The following is a 15,013-nucleotide window of genomic DNA, read 5'->3' on the forward strand; positions in this document are numbered from 1 at the left end:
GGGACTGACGTTTTCAGAACAGACAGGTCGTATCTGCCAGTATCTGGCCAGCCAATACGCTCTCAAGAAGACTTGATCGGCCGCACTTTGCCGCTGAAGACTTTGAAGCCAAAGGTGTTGTAAACCAGGGTCACCGGGATCAGCACGGCGAAACCAATCAACATGAACAGTTGGCTTTTCGGGCTGGCCGTGGCGGCTTTCAAGGTCAGATCCGGCGGTACGATCAGCGGAAACAACGCAACCAGCATCAGCGCGAATGCCAGCACAAACACGCCCAGCGCGGCAAACAGCGGAACGCCATCGAAGCGGCTGCGAAACCCCGACCAGAACACTGCTGAAAGAATGGTGAGCACCATCAGCGTCGGCGCCCAGACGCGAATATCGGTCAGACGTTGCATGTATTGGGCCTGCAACGTTGCCGTCCATATCACCAGCACAATCAACAGCATCACAGTGATCAGCGCCAACACCCGCGCCTGGCGTGCGCAGCGCAGCTGCAAGTCGTCGACGGTTCGCCAATACAGCCAGCAAGCGCCGAGCCACGTGTAGCCGAGTACCAAGACCACGCCGCAGAACAGCGGAAACGCCCCCAACCATTCCACACCGCTGCCGGTGTATTGGCTGCCCTGATGCGGCACGCCTTGCACCAGCGTTCCCAACACCACGCCCTGAATCGCGCCCGCCAGCAAAGAACCGCACAACAGCGCGCCATCGACCCAACGCTTGATCGCTTCGTTGGGCGAGTGGTCGCGAAATTCCAGCGCCACCGCGCGCAGAATCAGCGCGAGGAACATCAGGATAAAAGGCAGATAAAGCGCCGGCAGCAAAATCGCGTAGGCCAGCGGAAACAGCGCGAGCAGCCCGCCGCCGCCCAGCACCAGCCAGGTTTCATTGGCATCCCAGATCGGCAGAATGGTTACCGCCATGGCGCGGCGGTGCTGGCTGTTTTCGGTCAAGCCGAGCAGCACACCGACGCCCAGATCCGTGCCGTCGAGCAGCACGTAATTCATCACCGAGAAGGCCAGAGCGCCCGCGCACAGCAGCGTGATCCAGTCGGTGTCCATCAGGAATGCCCCGTTTCATCGGCCAGTGTCGGCTGCGGCCCGGACTCGTCCTGCTTTGGCGGCTCGCGCAATAAACGCAGCAACACCCACAGGCCGATGCCAAAAATCAGCAGATAAAACAGCAGAATCAGCCAGGTCGAGGCCAACACTTGCTCGCGGGACACCGATGACAGGCTGTCGGCCGTACGCATCAGGCCGTAGACGGTAAACGGCTGCCGGCCCACCTCGGTGACAACCCAGCCGCTGAGCATCGCGACAAAACCCGCCGGCGCCATGCACACGCTGGCCCATAACCAGCCGCGCGATGTGTACAGGCGCTGACGACGACGGAAAAACAGGCTGACCACGCCCTGCCCCAGCATCAAAACACCCAGTCCGACCATCAGCCGAAACGCAAAAAACACCGGCGCCACGGGCGGAATGTCCTGCGCGGGAAATTCATCGAGGGCGGCGATGGTGCCGCTGAGATCGTGGGTCAGGTACAACGAAGCCACTCGCGGAATCGCCACTTCCCAGTGATTGTGCCGCTGCGCCATGTCGGGCCACGCGACCAGCCGCAACGGTTCGCCCGCGCCCTCGGCTGGACGCGTCCACGAACCTTCAATGGCGGCGACTTTCTGCGGCTGCACTTTCAAACTGTGCCGGCCATGCAGATCGCCGACCACGATCTGCACCGGCATCAGCACGACGAGCAGCCACAGCGCCATGGAAAACCCCAGCCGCGCCCGTGGATTGTCCGCGCGTTTGAGCAACTGCCAGGCACTGATGCCGGCCACCAGCGTCGCGGTGCCGAGCAACGCTGCCAGCGTCATATGCACCAGCCGATAGGGAAACGATGGATTGAAAATGATCGCCCACCAGTCTTCGGCGATAAAACGGCCGTCGGCGGCAATCGAATACCCCGCCGGCGTGTGCATCCAGGAATTCGCCGAGAGAATCCAGAACGCGCTGATCAGCGAGCCCACCGCCACCGCGCAGGTGGCGAAAAAATGCAGGCGCGGGCCGACCTTCTTCATGCCGAACAGCATGATGCCGAGGAAACCCGCTTCGAGAAAAAACGCCGCCAACACTTCGTAAAACATCAGCGGGCCGAGAATATCGCCCGCCTGAACCGCCAGCCGCGACCAGTTGAGGCCGAACTGATATTCCAGAATCAGCCCAGAAGCCGTGCCCACCGCGACATTCAGGGCAAATACTTTCAGCCAATAGCGGTAAACATCGAGATAAATCTGCCGTCCGCTCTTTAGCCAAAGCGCCTCGAGCACCAGCAGAAAATTGGCCAGGCCGATGGTGAACGCGGCCAGCACGATGTGAAAACTGATGGTGATCGCAAACTGGCTGCGCGCCGCCATCAGCGCTGAGTCGAGCGAGTCCATGGCATCACTCAACCGTTGCCGATTTTATCTGCGCGCTTGATCGGGATGCGTGAACACGCTGCCCGCATCGCGCACCAACTGACGCCATTCGGCGCTGGTGATCAGCCCTTGCTCCTCCATGTCATCGGCGGCTTTGAGCAACTCGTCATATTGTTCTTCCGGATCCAGGCGCTTTTGCGATTGCGTCGCCAGTTTGCGCCATGCCGCCAGTGATTCTTTCTTCCGCTGATCGAACATAGGGGATTTCTCATCGAGGGCTTGATCGATAGAGATAAGTCCTTCCTGCGTCGTTCAGCGCGGGCGACGGATGGAGAATGTTTATGCCGGTTGCGGATTCTCCTGAAAGAATCGCTTGGGCAACACTGCCGGGCACAGATGGATGATCGACATGCGCACCACGTGATTGAGCATCACGAACGCCGGGTCGAGTTTGAGCAGCAACGCCGCTGCCGTCATCACCTCGACGCCGCCCGGTACCCACGACATGAACAATGCCAAAAACGGCTTGCCGGTGAACTGGCTGAACGCGAAGGCAATCGCCAGCGTCGAGCAGAACGTCAGCGCCGTGACCACCAGCCCGGCGCGGATGTAGCGGACGAAATCCTTGAGGGTGATGTCTTTGAGACGGATACCGATCAGGCCGCCGAGCAGGATCAGCGCGACAATCGCCAGTGGCTCGGGCACCTGCAAATCGGCGTGAAACCCGACGTTGGCCGCCGCGGTGCAGAGCAAACCGGTGAGCATGTACGGCGCGGGGACATCGAAGCGTTCCAGCAGATACCCGGCGATTACTGCCGCCAGCGCGGGCGGGATCACTCGCAGGTAATCGTCCAACGCGCCCAGAGTCGGTGCCGTGTTGTCTGCATGACCGCCCGCGATGAGCGTCACCACCAGCAACAACGCGAGCAACCGCACGATGTGTACAAAGGCTATGCGCCCCGAGGCCGGGCCTTGATCGCTGGTGACGGTCATCACCGCCGCCATTGCGCCGGGTATCGAACCGAGCAGGCTTTCCACATGGCCCCAGCGTTCCATGCGCCGCAACCAGTTGTAGCCGACGACGATTTGCGCGGTCATGCAGATCAGCAGCCCTACCAAGATGCTGAAATCGCTCAGCTCGCCGAGCATTGAAGCGGTGACGATCGAGCCTACGCTGACGCCGAGCAACAACTGCACGGCGGCCACGAACGGGTAAGGCATACGCATGCGCACGCCGATTTTGCTTAACGCGGTGACCAGGCAGATCGCGCCGATCAGCTCGCCCAGCGGCAGGCCGGTGAGGTAACCAAGCCATGCGCCGAGCGCGGCCACGGGGATCGGGATGAGGCTTTCGAGCAGAGTCTTCATTGAATATCCATGTAGTTCTGAAGGCGATGTTGAGAAGCCGCAGGATTTTTCAGAAATATTTTTAAACATTTTTATAAGATGAACGCTGCACGGATCCAATACCGATTTCCGACCGATTGATACCCAAGGATGAACATGCTCGATCTGCGCCGCCTGCGTTACTTCCTGATCGTCAGCGACGAATTACACTTCGGCCGCGCCGCCGCACGTCTGCACATCGCCCAGCCACCCCTGACCCGGCAGATTTCGGCACTGGAAAAAGAGCTGGGGTTTCAGCTGTTTGATCGCAGTAGCCGCAATGTCACGCTCACTGCAGAGGGGCGGCATTTTTTACCGCATGCGCGAGCGCTGCTGGAGCAGGTGGAAATGACGGAAGGCATTACGCGCAAGCTGGCGACGGGCTCTGCCGGACATTTGGCGGTGGGGTATGCGAGCTCGATTGCGTTGTCGGATGTGTTTAGCGAGACGCTTAAGCGGTTTTGTTCTTTGTATCCGGATGTGCAGGTGACGGTGGATGAAGGGGCTTCGAATCATCAGTGTGCGCAGTTGATTGAGGGACGGCTGGATATTGGCTTGAGTCGTTTGTTGCCGGTTGGCGAGGATGCGCGGGTTCAGGTGATCTGCTTGGGCAATGAGCCGTTGGTGGCGGCGGTTGCCAGTGATAGCGCGCTGGCCATGCAGGATCGGGTGACGTTGGCTGAGCTGAGCGCTTATCCGTTGATTGCGTTCCCGCAGGATTATGGTTCGGGGTTGAATGACATCGTTGAGGCGCTTTTTCGCCTGCATGGGCTGACGCCGATCGCTGGCCCGACGGGCAAACAGATTACCTCGATTATTGCGTTGGTCGCGGCTGGTCGAGGGGTTGCGGTGGTGCCGGAATGTGCGCAGGCGTTGGTCAAGCGTGGCGTGGTTTATCGGCCGCTAGCCGAGCCAGGTGCCGTAGCGCCGCTGTTGCTGCTGACACGCAAGCATGAACGCAGTGCGCGGGTGCAGGCGTTTGTCGAAGTGATCAAACAGACAACACCAAATTGTAGGAGCTGAGCTTGCTCGCGAAAGCGGAATGTCTATGCCGAAGATGTTGCCTGGCCCACCGCCTTCGCGAGCAAGCTCAGCTCCCACAAGGATTTGAGGAGTGTTCGCAAATTTGTGGACGGCCTAAAAACCCTGTAGGAGCGAGCCTGCTCGCGAAAGCGGAGTGTCTGTGCCGAAGATGTTGCCTGACCCACCGCCTTCGCGAGCAAGCTCAGCTCCTACAAAGATTTGTGGGGTGATCGGGGATTTGTGTACGGCCAAGAACCCTGTAGGAGTGAGCCTGCTCACGAAAGCGGTGTGTCTGTGCCGAAGATGTTGCCTGACCCAAAGCAATCGCCAGCAGGCTAGCTCCCACAGGGATTTGTGGGGTGTTCGGGATCTTCGGTACGACCGAGCCCCATGTAGGAGCTGAGCTTGCTCGCGAAAGCGGTGAATCTGTACCGGAGATGGTGACTGACCCACCGCTTTCGCGAGCAAGCTCAGCTCCTACAAAGATTTGTGGGGTGATCGGGGATTTGTGTACGGCCAAGAACCCTGTAGGAGTGAGCCTGCTCGCGAAAGCGGGGTGTCTGTGCCGGTGATGGTGATTGACCCAAAGCAATCGCCAGCAGGCTAGCTCCCACAGGGTTTTGTGGGGTGTTCGGGATCTTCGGTACGACCGAGCCCCATGTAGGAGCTGAGCTTGCTCGCGAAAGCGGTGGATCTGTACCGGAGATGGTGACTGACCCACCGCTTTCGCGAGCAAGCTCAGCTCCTACAATGATTTGTGGGCTGTTCGGGGATTTGCATACGACCGAGACCCCTGTGGGAGCCGGGCTTGCCCGCGAAGGCGGCGGTGGGTTCAACATCGCACCCGGCTGCGTATCAGAACTTTTCCGCCACACGCCGATACGGATAATTCGGATCCTTGTACTTGCCCGCCTTCTGCCGCTTCGGCAGTTCGACCTTCTCGCGCTTCACATCCTCATAAGGAATGCGACTCAGCACATCAGTGATGATATTCAGCCGAGCCCGACGCTTGTCATTCGAATCCGCCACCAGCCAAGGCGCATGCTCGGTATCGGAATGTTTGAACATCTCATCCCGCGCCCGCGAATAATCGTACCAGCGGCTGTAGGATTTCAGATCCATCGGCGTCAGTTTCCAGATCTTGCGACCGTCATTGATCCGCGCTTCCAGCCGCCGCGTCTGCTCTTCCGGGCTCACTTCCAGCCAATACTTCAGCAAAATCACCCCGGACTGCACGATCGCATGCTCAACCCACGGGATCGACTTGAGAAACTTGTCCGCCTGCTCATCCGTGCAAAAGCCCATCACCCGCTCGACACCGGCGCGGTTGTACCAACTGCGGTCGAAGATCACCACTTCCCCCGCCGCCGGCAGATAAGGCAAATAACGCTGCACATGCATCTGGCTCTTCTCGCGATCCGTCGGCGCCGGCAGCGCCACCACGCGGAAAACCCGCGGGCTCACACGCTCAGTCAGCGCCTTGATCGTTCCGCCCTTCCCCGCGCCATCACGCCCTTCAAAAACAATACAAACCTTTACGCCCTCGGCGATCACCCATTCCTGCAACTTGACCAGCTCAACGTGCAGTTTGCGCAGTTGCTCAAGGTAATCCTTGTTTTTCAGCTTCGGACTTTCAGGCGCCTTGGCGTCCTTCTTTTTGTCTTTTGCCATGACCCGGCCCTCTCGAATGAATGCAGAAACAGAATGTTTATTGACGACACACACCAGACACGTGAGGTTAGTTCATGACCTGCTGTTTGCCATCGCCGGGTAAAAAGCAAAATTGCCATGTGTTTCCTTCGTTCTTTCCTGCGTCGCACTGTTCATTCATTGCCCGCCCTTGCCTGTCTGGAGTTTTTCGATGCCGTCGCCAAAATCCCTGCCCACTGCCCTGCTGGGCCTGGCCCTTGCCTGTCCGGCGATGGCCGAGACTCAAGGTCTGGAACTGGGGCAAGTGCTGATTTCGGCCGATGAGCAGCGCGGTTCGGATGCGTCGGTTGAAGAAGCCAAAGAGCGCCTCGAGCAAGTGCCCGGCGGCACCAACGTGGTCGATATGCGCCAACCGTTGCAGGGCCGCGTCTCGAGTAATCAGGATGTGCTGGCCTATCAACCGGGCGTTTACGCGCAGTCGGCAGGCAACGAAGGCGTGAAGATTTCCGTGCGTGGTTCGGGCATCAATCGCGCGCCGGGCGCCCACGCCTCGGGCCTTTACACCATGCTCGACGGCCTGCCGCTGACCGGCCCCGGCGGCACGCCTTACGAATTGCTCGAACCGCTGTGGGTCGATCACGTTGAAGTGCTGCGCGGCGCCAACGGTTTCGACCGTGGCTCACTGGCCCTCGGCGGCGCCATCGATTACGTCAGCCACACCGGCTACAACGCGCCGAAACTGCAAGTGCGCTACGCCACTGGCAGCCACGGCTATCAGCAGCGTCAGGTCAGTTCCGGGCAAGTGCTCGGCGACTTCGACTACTACGTGTCGCTGACCGATTCCAACGCCGACGGCTATCAGGATCACACCGCCAGCGAAAGCAAAGGCGTGATCGCCAACTTCGGTTATCGCTTCAACCCGAACCTGGAAACGCGCTTCTACATCCGTTACCGCGAAACCGACAACGACCTCGCCGGCCGCGTAACCAAGCACTCCATCGAACACGATCCGCGCGCGGCCAATCCGTCTTACGTGGCGCGCGACGACAGCCGCAAGCAACCGGGCAGCACCTTCATCGGCAACAAAACCACCTTCTACATCGACGACGACTCAAGCATCCAGACCGGCCTCGTCTACCACGACTACCCGATGGATCTGCGTGAAGGCCCGAACCGTTTGAAAGTCGCCTACACCGACGTCAGCGGCACCTTCGACTACAAACGTCGCGACACGATCTTCGGCATGGAAAGCCGCAGCAACGTCGGCCTGCGCGTGACCAAACACCTGCCCAATGACGGCGCCAGTGAATTCGTGCGCATTCCCACCGGCAACACCACCGGGTATGCGCCGGGCACAAAAATGCGCGATTTCACTTATCAGGGTTCGGACACCGTGCTGCACTTCGGCAACGACCTGGAAATCGCCAACGACCTGTGGCTGACCACCGGCCTCGCCGCCATCTACACCCGCCGCGAAAGCGACGTGACCTATCCGCAAAGCGGTGGCAAAACCAGCATGAACGACTGGGACTACGCGCCGCGCCTCGGCCTGCGCTACCAGATCAACCCGGATCTGCAAGTGTTCGGCAACCTCAGCCGCTCCGTCGAAGCGCCGCACCCATGGTCGCTGATCTACAGCTCCAACGTGCGCTTCCCTGCCGGCAATGGCGCCTCGACGGGTACGCAAAAAGACCCGATCAAGCTGCAGAACCAGACCGCGACCACGCTGGAGCTCGGCGGGCGTGGCGACAGCGCCATCGGCGAATGGAGCCTGGCGTGGTACTACGCGCAGGTGCGACATGAACTGCTTTCAGTGCTGCCGGATGCGAACGCCGTCACGCCGTATGAGTTGAACGCCAGCCCGACCGTGCACCAGGGCGTTGAAGCGAGCCTCAACAGCAAACTCTGGTCGGCTGCCGATGGTCGCCAGTTGAGCCTGCGTCAGGCATACACCTTCAGCGATTTCCACTATCGCGACGACGACCGCTTCGGCGACAACCGCTTGCCGGGCCTGCCGATGCATTACTACCAAGGCGAATTGCGTTACGACTGGCCGCAGGGGTTCTTTGCGGCGGTGAACACGCAACTGGTGTCGAAAGTTGCCGTGGATTACGCGGACAGCTACTACGCCGATCCGTACGCACTGTTCGGCGCAACGCTCGGCTACAACGCGCCGAAAGGAGACTGGCAGGGTTGGGTCGACATGCGCAATCTGACCAACAAACACTACGCCGCGACGGTCACGCCGGGGTATGACGACAAAGGTCAGGATGCCGCGCGGTCGACGCCGGGCGAAGGCATGGGGGTTTACGTCGGGGTTTCGTGGAGCCTGCTGTAAAGCCGAGCGTCAAGCCAGCGCACATTGCCTGACCAGATCGCGCATCCATTGCAGACCTTCGTCGGCATCGAATCGCGTGTGCCAGCAGACGATCAGCTCCGGCTCGGGAAACTCGATGGGCGGCGCGTGGCAGCTGAGTTTGTAAGCCTTGGCAAACGCCTGTGCGATGGGGCTCGGCAGATTGCAGATGTAGCCGGTTTGCGAAGCGATCACCGGCATCGCCATGAAATTCTGCACCACCGCACCAATCGGTCGGCGCAACGACTGCGCCGCCAAGGTGCGGTCGATGATGTTGCCGCCGCGCTCGTGCATGCTGATCACCACGTGCGGGCGCTCCAGATACAACGCCATCGGGAAACGCCCGGCCTTCAGGCCTTCGCGCTGCCAGATCAGGGTCTGCAACTGCACGGTGGCGAGTTTCTCACTGCGCACGCCGGCGCCGAGCACGGCGGGTGTGTTGATCATCAGATCAATCGCCCCGCTCTCCAGCATCAACGACAGCGCCAACGGATCCGGCAACGGCACGACTTCGATGACGACCCCGGCGGCCGTGGTACTGATGTGCTGGAGCAATTTCGGCAAGATCATGAACTCGACAAAATCCCCCGCCGCAATCCGAAAGGTTCGTTGCGTGGTGCCCGGTGAGAACGTGCTACCGCCCTGCAACACTTGATCGATCTTCTCCAGCGCCTCACGCACCGGGCCGATGATTTCGGTGGCCCGCGAGGTTGGCAGCAGGCCAGTGCGCCCCAGCACAAACAACTCGTCGCCCATGCGCTCACGCAACCGGCGCAAGGCATGGCTGACGGCGGACTGACTCAAGGCCAGACGCTCGCTGGCGCGGGTCACGCTTTGGGTTTCCCAGAGCGTGAGAAACACCACCAGCAGGTTCAGGTCGAGTGTGCGGATATTAATATTGTGCATACCGGCAATGTTACCTATTCATTTTACTCAGCGTAAAGCCTTTGATGAAGTGCACCCATCGTTCACCTGACGGGAGCCTCACAATGAATAATAAAGTCCCCCTGAGCATGGGCTGGTTCTGTCCAACCCTCGGCGACACCAGCGCTTTTGGTGACCCAAGCCAAGACATTCCACGCTCGCTGGAACACTTCGAGCGCGTGGCCATCGCGGCCGAAAACGCCGGTTTCGACTACATGCTGATTCCGGTCAGCGCTATTTGCTGGGATGCCTGGATGGTCGCCGCGTTTCTCGCCTCGCGCACCAAACACCTGAAAATGCTCGCCGCGCTCAAGCCTGGCTACATCCACCCGGTGGCTCAGGCAAAAATGATCGCGACCTTCGATCAGATGTCCCAGGGCCGCATTTACCTCAACCTGATTGCCGGCGTCAGCGACAAAGACGCTGTCGCCGAAGGCCAGTTTGCGGAAAAAGAACAGCGCTACGATCAGCTCCTTGAAGAAGTCGAGTTGATGAAGCGCCTGTGGACTGAACAGGACGTCGAGCACAACGGCAAATACTTCCAGGTAAACGGGCCGAAAATCATACCGTCGACGTTCCAGCAACCGCACCCGCCCTTCTTCCTTGGCGGCGGCTCGGAGCAGGCGGCGGAGATTTCAGCCAAGCACTCGTCAGTGCACCTGTTCTGGGGCGATTACCCAGAGCGCATCGCCGGGCAGATCATCGAAATGCGCGCCCGCGCGGCCAAATACGGTCGTGAAGATGAACTGCAATTCGCCATGCGCTTGCAGATCATCTGCCGCGAAAACGAAGACGACGCTTGGGCCGCCGCAGACGCGCTGATTGCCGGTGCAGAAAACTCGGCACTGGCCGCCGCCGTGCAAATGGCGGCAAAAAGCAACTCGGTCGCCAGCCAGCGAGCGGCTGAATTGTCGAAAACCGTCGGGCGCAAAATGACCCCGCACCTGTGGACTGGCATCACCGAAGTCCGCCCGGGCGCTGGCGTTGCAGTGGTCGGCAATCCCCAGCAAGTCGCCGCGCAACTGATGGAATTTGTCGAGGCCGGCTGCACCGGCTTCTGCCTCTCGGGTTATCCGCATCATGAAGAGGCTGAGCGCTTCGGCCGCCTGGTCATGCCATTGCTGTGCCCGTGAATCACTGAAGCTCTGCCTTTGAAGCATGCGTGTTTGTCAGAACAACAATAAATTCGCCCCGATACGTTGGCGGCGATGGAGTACCCAGCATGAACAATACGAATTTTGACCCAAGACAGTTCCGCCAGGCCCTCGGCGCCTTCACCACCGGCGTCACCATCGTCACCACGCGCGGCGCCGACGGCCAGGACTACGGCTTGACCGCGAACAGTTTCAATTCGGTATCGATTGACCCGCCGATGGTGCTCTGGAGCCTGAACAAGGACTCGACCTCCGCCCACGCGTTCACCGCGTCCGAATACTTCGCCGTGCACATTCTGGCCACCGATCAGGAACACCTGTCGAACCTGTTCGCCAAGCGCGGCGTCGACAAATTCGCCGGGCTCACCACCGGTCGCGGCCCCGACGGCATTCCCCTGCTGGAAGGCTGTTCGGCACGTTTTCAGTGCCGCACCACCTACCAATATGAAGGTGGCGACCACGTCATTCTGGTCGGCGAAGTGCTCGCCTTCGACCGCTTCGATACCCCGCCGCTGGTGTTTCATGGCGGTGGTTACCGGCGCCTGATGCAGCCAGCGCCAGCGGTGGACAACAGCGTTTACGGCGAGAACTGGCTGGGCTTCCTGCTCGGTCGCGCCTACTACCAGATGCAATTGCCGATTCGTCAGCAACTCAAGACGATGGGCATGAGTGATCTGGATTTCGAACTGCTGGGCATGCTCAGCTTCGGCGAAGGTAAAACCCTGACGCAGCTGCGGCGCCTGTTCGAATTCGTTGGCAAGCACCTGCCCCGCGAGCACCTCGACCTGTGGGTCGACAAGGGCTTGCTAACGCTGGAGGCATCTGACGAAGAATCGGAGCGCATCTACTTCACCGAGTCCGGACGGCAACTGACCATCCAGTGGCTGGCGTTCGCCAAAGCGGCAGAAATGAGCGCCCTCGAATCACTCGACTACGAAGAAGCCCAGCAGTTGAAATTGCTCATCGGCCGGGTCATTCAGCACACAGGCGAAACCCTGCCGGAGCACTGGCGCAAGGAAAACATCTGGCAGGACAACAATCTCTGGCAGCAACCCGGCTAAGCGTTTATTGCCATGGCCAATGCGCGCCGCACACGCGCGCATTGGCAGCGTTCAACAATAAAAACAACGCACGCCAAGAGGTCATCCAACGATGTCCAGCACAAACGGTTTCCAGGCCAGCACCGTCACCTCCTCGCCCGTGGAACTCACCCATCGTGGGCAGGCTTATTACACGGTCAGCGTTCTGCTGATCGCCTATGTTTTTTCGATCATGGATCGGCAGATCCTCACGCTGCTGGTCGGCCCGATTCAGCATTCGTTGCAGGTCAACGACAGTTGGATGGGGGTTCTCCACGGTTTTACCTTCGCGGCGTTTTACTCACTGGTCGGGCTGCCGATTGCGCGCCTGATCGACCGTGGTAATCGTCCGTTGGTGATCACCGTCGGCATCGGTTTGTGGTGTCTGGCCACGGCGGCCGGTGGGCTGGCAACCGAGTTCTGGCATCTGCTGCTGGCGCGCATTGGCGTGGCGGTTGGCGAGGCGGTGCTGTTGCCGGGCGCGGTGTCGCTGATCAGCGATTTGTTCACCCCGCACAATCGCGGACGTGCGCTCGGCGTGTTCGGCATGGGCGCCTCGTTCGGTGCCGGCGCCGGCTTGCTCGCCACCGGACTGGTGCTTGGCTACTTCACCGCGCACCCACTGACCTTGCCGTGGCTGGGCTTGCTGCAACCGTGGCAGACCACGCTAATGTCGATCGGCCTGCCGGGCCTGCTCGTCCTGGTGCTGATGATCGGTGTGCCAGAACCGCGTCTGCGTAAGAACGCGATGGGGCTCAGCCCGACCGTGCGCGTGGAGATTCCGCTGCGCGAGGTGCTGGCCTATCTGCGCGAAAACCGCCGCACCTTTACCGCGATTTTCCTTGGTGCCGGCTGCTTCTACACCGCCGTCTACGGCAGCGGCAGTTGGGTGCCGACCTACTTTGTCCGCGAGTTCGGCTGGAGCTATGCGCGCATCGGCGCCTTGATGGGCGCGATCATGTGCGTGTGCGGCCCGATCGGTGTGATCTTCGCCAGTTGGTTGGGTGAATACTGGCGCAATCGCGGCGTGACCAACGCCAACCTGCGCATCGCCGTGATCGCCAGCGTGCTGCTCGCCCTCGTTAGTATTCCGCTGTTGATGGCTTCAAGCGTCGAACGCGCAGTGCCCTTTCTGGTGCTGGCGGCGACCCTGTGGACTTGCCTGTTCGGCGTCGGTGCAGCGCTGATCGTCGAAGTCGCACCGGCGCCGATGCGCGGCCAGTTCATGGCCATGTACACCGGCGCACTGAGCCTGCTGGGCGCCGGCTGCGGGCCGGTGATGGTCGGCGTGCTGACCGACTACGTGTTCAAGGATCCGAACGCTATCAAGTTTTCGATTCTTTGCGTCGTGCTGTTCGGTTGCAGCCTCGCCGCGCTGGTGTTTTACAGCGCCCTGCGCAGCATCCGGCACACCGCGCAAAACGCCCTGCAATGGCAATCCGGATCAATCGCTCAGCCCTGATTCTTTCCCCCGACCCAAAGAGACTTTAACCATGAGCACCCTTAATGGCAGCTGCCTGTGCGGCAATGTTCAGTATTCGACCCTCGCCGCCCCGTTGGTGACCGCTGTATGTCATTGCACGGACTGCCAAAAACAATCGGGCAGCGCGTTTTCCATCAACGTCGTGGTGCCCGCCGAGGGCTTCGAAGTTGAGGGCCTCAGTCTTAGCAGTTTCGCCAGCGATGGCGGCAGCGGCATGCCCGTGCGGCGTTTCTTCTGTGGCGCCTGCGGCTCTGCGCTGTACAGCGAAGTGGCGACGATGCCCGGCCTGTTTGTCATCAAGGCCGGCACGCTCAGCGACCCGTCCGTGGTGCAACCGGCGATGCATCTGTGGTGCCGATCAGCGCAGCCGTGGGTGGCCATCGACCGCGCCTTGCCGTGTTTCGAGCAAGCACCGACCGATTGACGCGAGCACTTTTTCGGGAACGTGACAGACATGAACAAAACAATAAAAAACCCAGCTTATGCCGCGCCGATCAGCGCGCCCCGGCAACTGCTCAGCCGTTGCCGACAGATCGGCCCCGGCCTGCTGGTGAGTCTGGCAATCGCCATGGCGTCAGCCTTTATCGCCGATCATTACGGCGGCCCGACGCTGCTCTATGCCCTGCTGTTCGGCATGGCCTGTCACTTTCTCAGCGAGGATGGCCGCTGCCTGCCGGGCATTGAATTCGCCGCACGCGCCCTGCTGCGCATCGGTGTTGCGTTGCTCGGGGCGCGAATTACCCTGGGGCAGATGGGATCGCTGGGCTGGGAAACCGTCCTTGCTGCGGTGTGCGCAGTGGCCGCGACGATTTCCATCGGCTGGCTGCTGGCGCGGATGTTGGGTGTGCGCGCCGATCTTGGCGTGTTGACCGGCGGTGCGGTGGCGATCTGCGGCGCGTCGGCAGCATTGGCGATCTCGGCGATTTTGCCCAAACACAAAGACAGCGAGCGCGATACGTTGTTGACCGTGGTCGGTGTGACCAGCCTGTCGACCGTGGCGATGATCACCTATCCGATCATCAGCAAACTGTTGGGATTGTCGCCCGAGCAGGCCGGGATATTTCTCGGCGGCACGATTCACGACGTGGCTCAGGTGGTCGGCGCCGGCTACATGATTTCGCCGGCGACCGGTGACATCGCCACGGTGGTGAAACTGTTGCGTGTGGCGTTGCTGGTGCCGGCGGTGGTGGTCATTGCCTGGATGTTTCGCCGTCAGCACAAAGCCTCCTCTGACAACAACCGACGGCTGCCGATGATCCCCGGATTTCTCCTGGCGTTTGTTTGCCTGGTGGCGATCAACAGCGGTGGCTTGCTGGCGCCCTCGGTGTCCGACGCAATGAATGAATTGTCACGCGGCTGTCTGGTGATCGCCATCTCAGCGCTGGGCCTGAAAACCTCGCTGCAAAAACTCGCCTCGGTCGGTTGGCGACCGATTGCCCTGCTGGTCGGTGAGACGGTGTTCCTTGCCGCACTGGTTATCGGCCTGTTGTTCCTCAGTCGATAAATCGCTTTTTTTAACTGCGCTTCACCCACATCACC

At 60.5% G+C, this 15,013-nt stretch carries 13 protein-coding genes; 7 read left to right on the plus strand and 6 right to left on the minus strand.

Annotated features, from left to right (window positions below):
- Positions 1 to 62 precede the first annotated feature (62 nt).
- The 4 genes from cydB to KFS80_RS08190 all read right to left on the minus strand — a co-directional run bounded on the left by cydB (position 63) and on the right by KFS80_RS08190 (position 3,787).
- Entirely contained in the window at positions 63 to 1,064 is a 1,002-nt protein-coding gene (gene cydB / locus KFS80_RS08175; protein WP_212544477.1) for a cytochrome d ubiquinol oxidase subunit II, read from the minus strand.
- Positions 1,064 to 2,440 (minus strand): cytochrome ubiquinol oxidase subunit I, encoded by a 1,377-nt coding sequence (locus KFS80_RS08180; RefSeq protein WP_212544478.1) that lies wholly within the window; start codon positions 2,438 to 2,440, stop codon positions 1,064 to 1,066. The genes cydB and KFS80_RS08180 overlap by 1 nt, the downstream gene beginning before the upstream one ends.
- Positions 2,441 to 2,464: 24 nt before the next feature.
- Positions 2,465 to 2,677 (minus strand): hypothetical protein, encoded by a 213-nt coding sequence (locus KFS80_RS08185; protein ID WP_053120791.1) that lies wholly within the window; start codon positions 2,675 to 2,677, stop codon positions 2,465 to 2,467.
- Positions 2,678 to 2,758: 81 nt separating this feature from the next.
- Positions 2,759 to 3,787, minus strand: coding sequence for an AbrB family transcriptional regulator (locus tag KFS80_RS08190; protein WP_212544479.1), 1,029 nt, complete (start codon positions 3,785 to 3,787; stop codon positions 2,759 to 2,761).
- A 135-nt stretch (positions 3,788 to 3,922) separates the two neighbouring features.
- Between KFS80_RS08190 and KFS80_RS08195 the strand changes: the two genes are divergently transcribed.
- Positions 3,923 to 4,828, plus strand: coding sequence for a LysR family transcriptional regulator (locus tag KFS80_RS08195; RefSeq protein WP_212544480.1), 906 nt, complete (start codon positions 3,923 to 3,925; stop codon positions 4,826 to 4,828).
- A gap of 855 nt (positions 4,829 to 5,683) precedes the next feature.
- On the opposite strand, the gene ppk2 is transcribed toward KFS80_RS08195, so the two are convergent.
- On the minus strand, positions 5,684 to 6,499 hold the full coding sequence (ppk2, locus tag KFS80_RS08200) for a polyphosphate kinase 2 (RefSeq protein WP_159812131.1): 816 nt from the start codon (positions 6,497 to 6,499) through the stop codon (positions 5,684 to 5,686).
- 190 nt (positions 6,500 to 6,689) lie between these two features.
- On the opposite strand from ppk2, the gene KFS80_RS08205 reads away from it, so the two are divergent.
- Positions 6,690 to 8,816 carry a TonB-dependent receptor family protein gene (locus tag KFS80_RS08205; RefSeq protein ID WP_212544481.1) on the plus strand — a complete coding sequence of 709 codons (2,127 nt, stop codon included), beginning with the start codon at positions 6,690 to 6,692 and terminating at the stop codon, positions 8,814 to 8,816.
- A 9-nt stretch (positions 8,817 to 8,825) separates the two neighbouring features.
- Here KFS80_RS08205 and KFS80_RS08210 read toward each other — a convergent pair whose 3' ends face one another.
- Positions 8,826 to 9,740 carry a LysR family transcriptional regulator gene (locus KFS80_RS08210; RefSeq protein ID WP_212544482.1) on the minus strand — a complete coding sequence of 305 codons (915 nt, stop codon included), beginning with the start codon at positions 9,738 to 9,740 and terminating at the stop codon, positions 8,826 to 8,828.
- An 83-nt stretch (positions 9,741 to 9,823) separates the two neighbouring features.
- Between KFS80_RS08210 and KFS80_RS08215 the strand changes: the two genes are divergently transcribed.
- The 5 genes from KFS80_RS08215 (at position 9,824) to KFS80_RS08235 (ending at position 14,978) form a co-directional block, all read left to right on the plus strand.
- Complete coding sequence (locus KFS80_RS08215) at positions 9,824 to 10,891, plus strand: LLM class flavin-dependent oxidoreductase (RefSeq protein ID WP_212544483.1); 1,068 nt, start codon at positions 9,824 to 9,826, stop codon at positions 10,889 to 10,891.
- A gap of 89 nt (positions 10,892 to 10,980) precedes the next feature.
- Positions 10,981 to 11,973, plus strand: coding sequence for a flavin reductase family protein (locus KFS80_RS26905; RefSeq protein WP_246541743.1), 993 nt, complete (start codon positions 10,981 to 10,983; stop codon positions 11,971 to 11,973).
- 91 nt (positions 11,974 to 12,064) lie between these two features.
- A complete protein-coding gene (locus KFS80_RS08225; RefSeq protein WP_212544484.1) occupies positions 12,065 to 13,453 on the plus strand; it encodes an MFS transporter in 1,389 nt (462 codons plus the stop codon).
- A 31-nt stretch (positions 13,454 to 13,484) separates the two neighbouring features.
- On the plus strand, positions 13,485 to 13,898 hold the full coding sequence (locus tag KFS80_RS08230; protein ID WP_212544485.1) for a GFA family protein: 414 nt from the start codon (positions 13,485 to 13,487) through the stop codon (positions 13,896 to 13,898).
- Positions 13,899 to 13,928: 30 nt separating this feature from the next.
- Complete coding sequence (locus tag KFS80_RS08235) at positions 13,929 to 14,978, plus strand: YeiH family protein (RefSeq protein ID WP_212544486.1); 1,050 nt, start codon at positions 13,929 to 13,931, stop codon at positions 14,976 to 14,978.
- The last annotated feature ends 35 nt before the right edge of the window (positions 14,979 to 15,013 follow it).

The organism is Pseudomonas rustica (genome assembly GCF_018336155.1).
Classification (GTDB): Bacteria; Pseudomonadota; Gammaproteobacteria; order Pseudomonadales; family Pseudomonadaceae; genus Aquipseudomonas; species Aquipseudomonas rustica.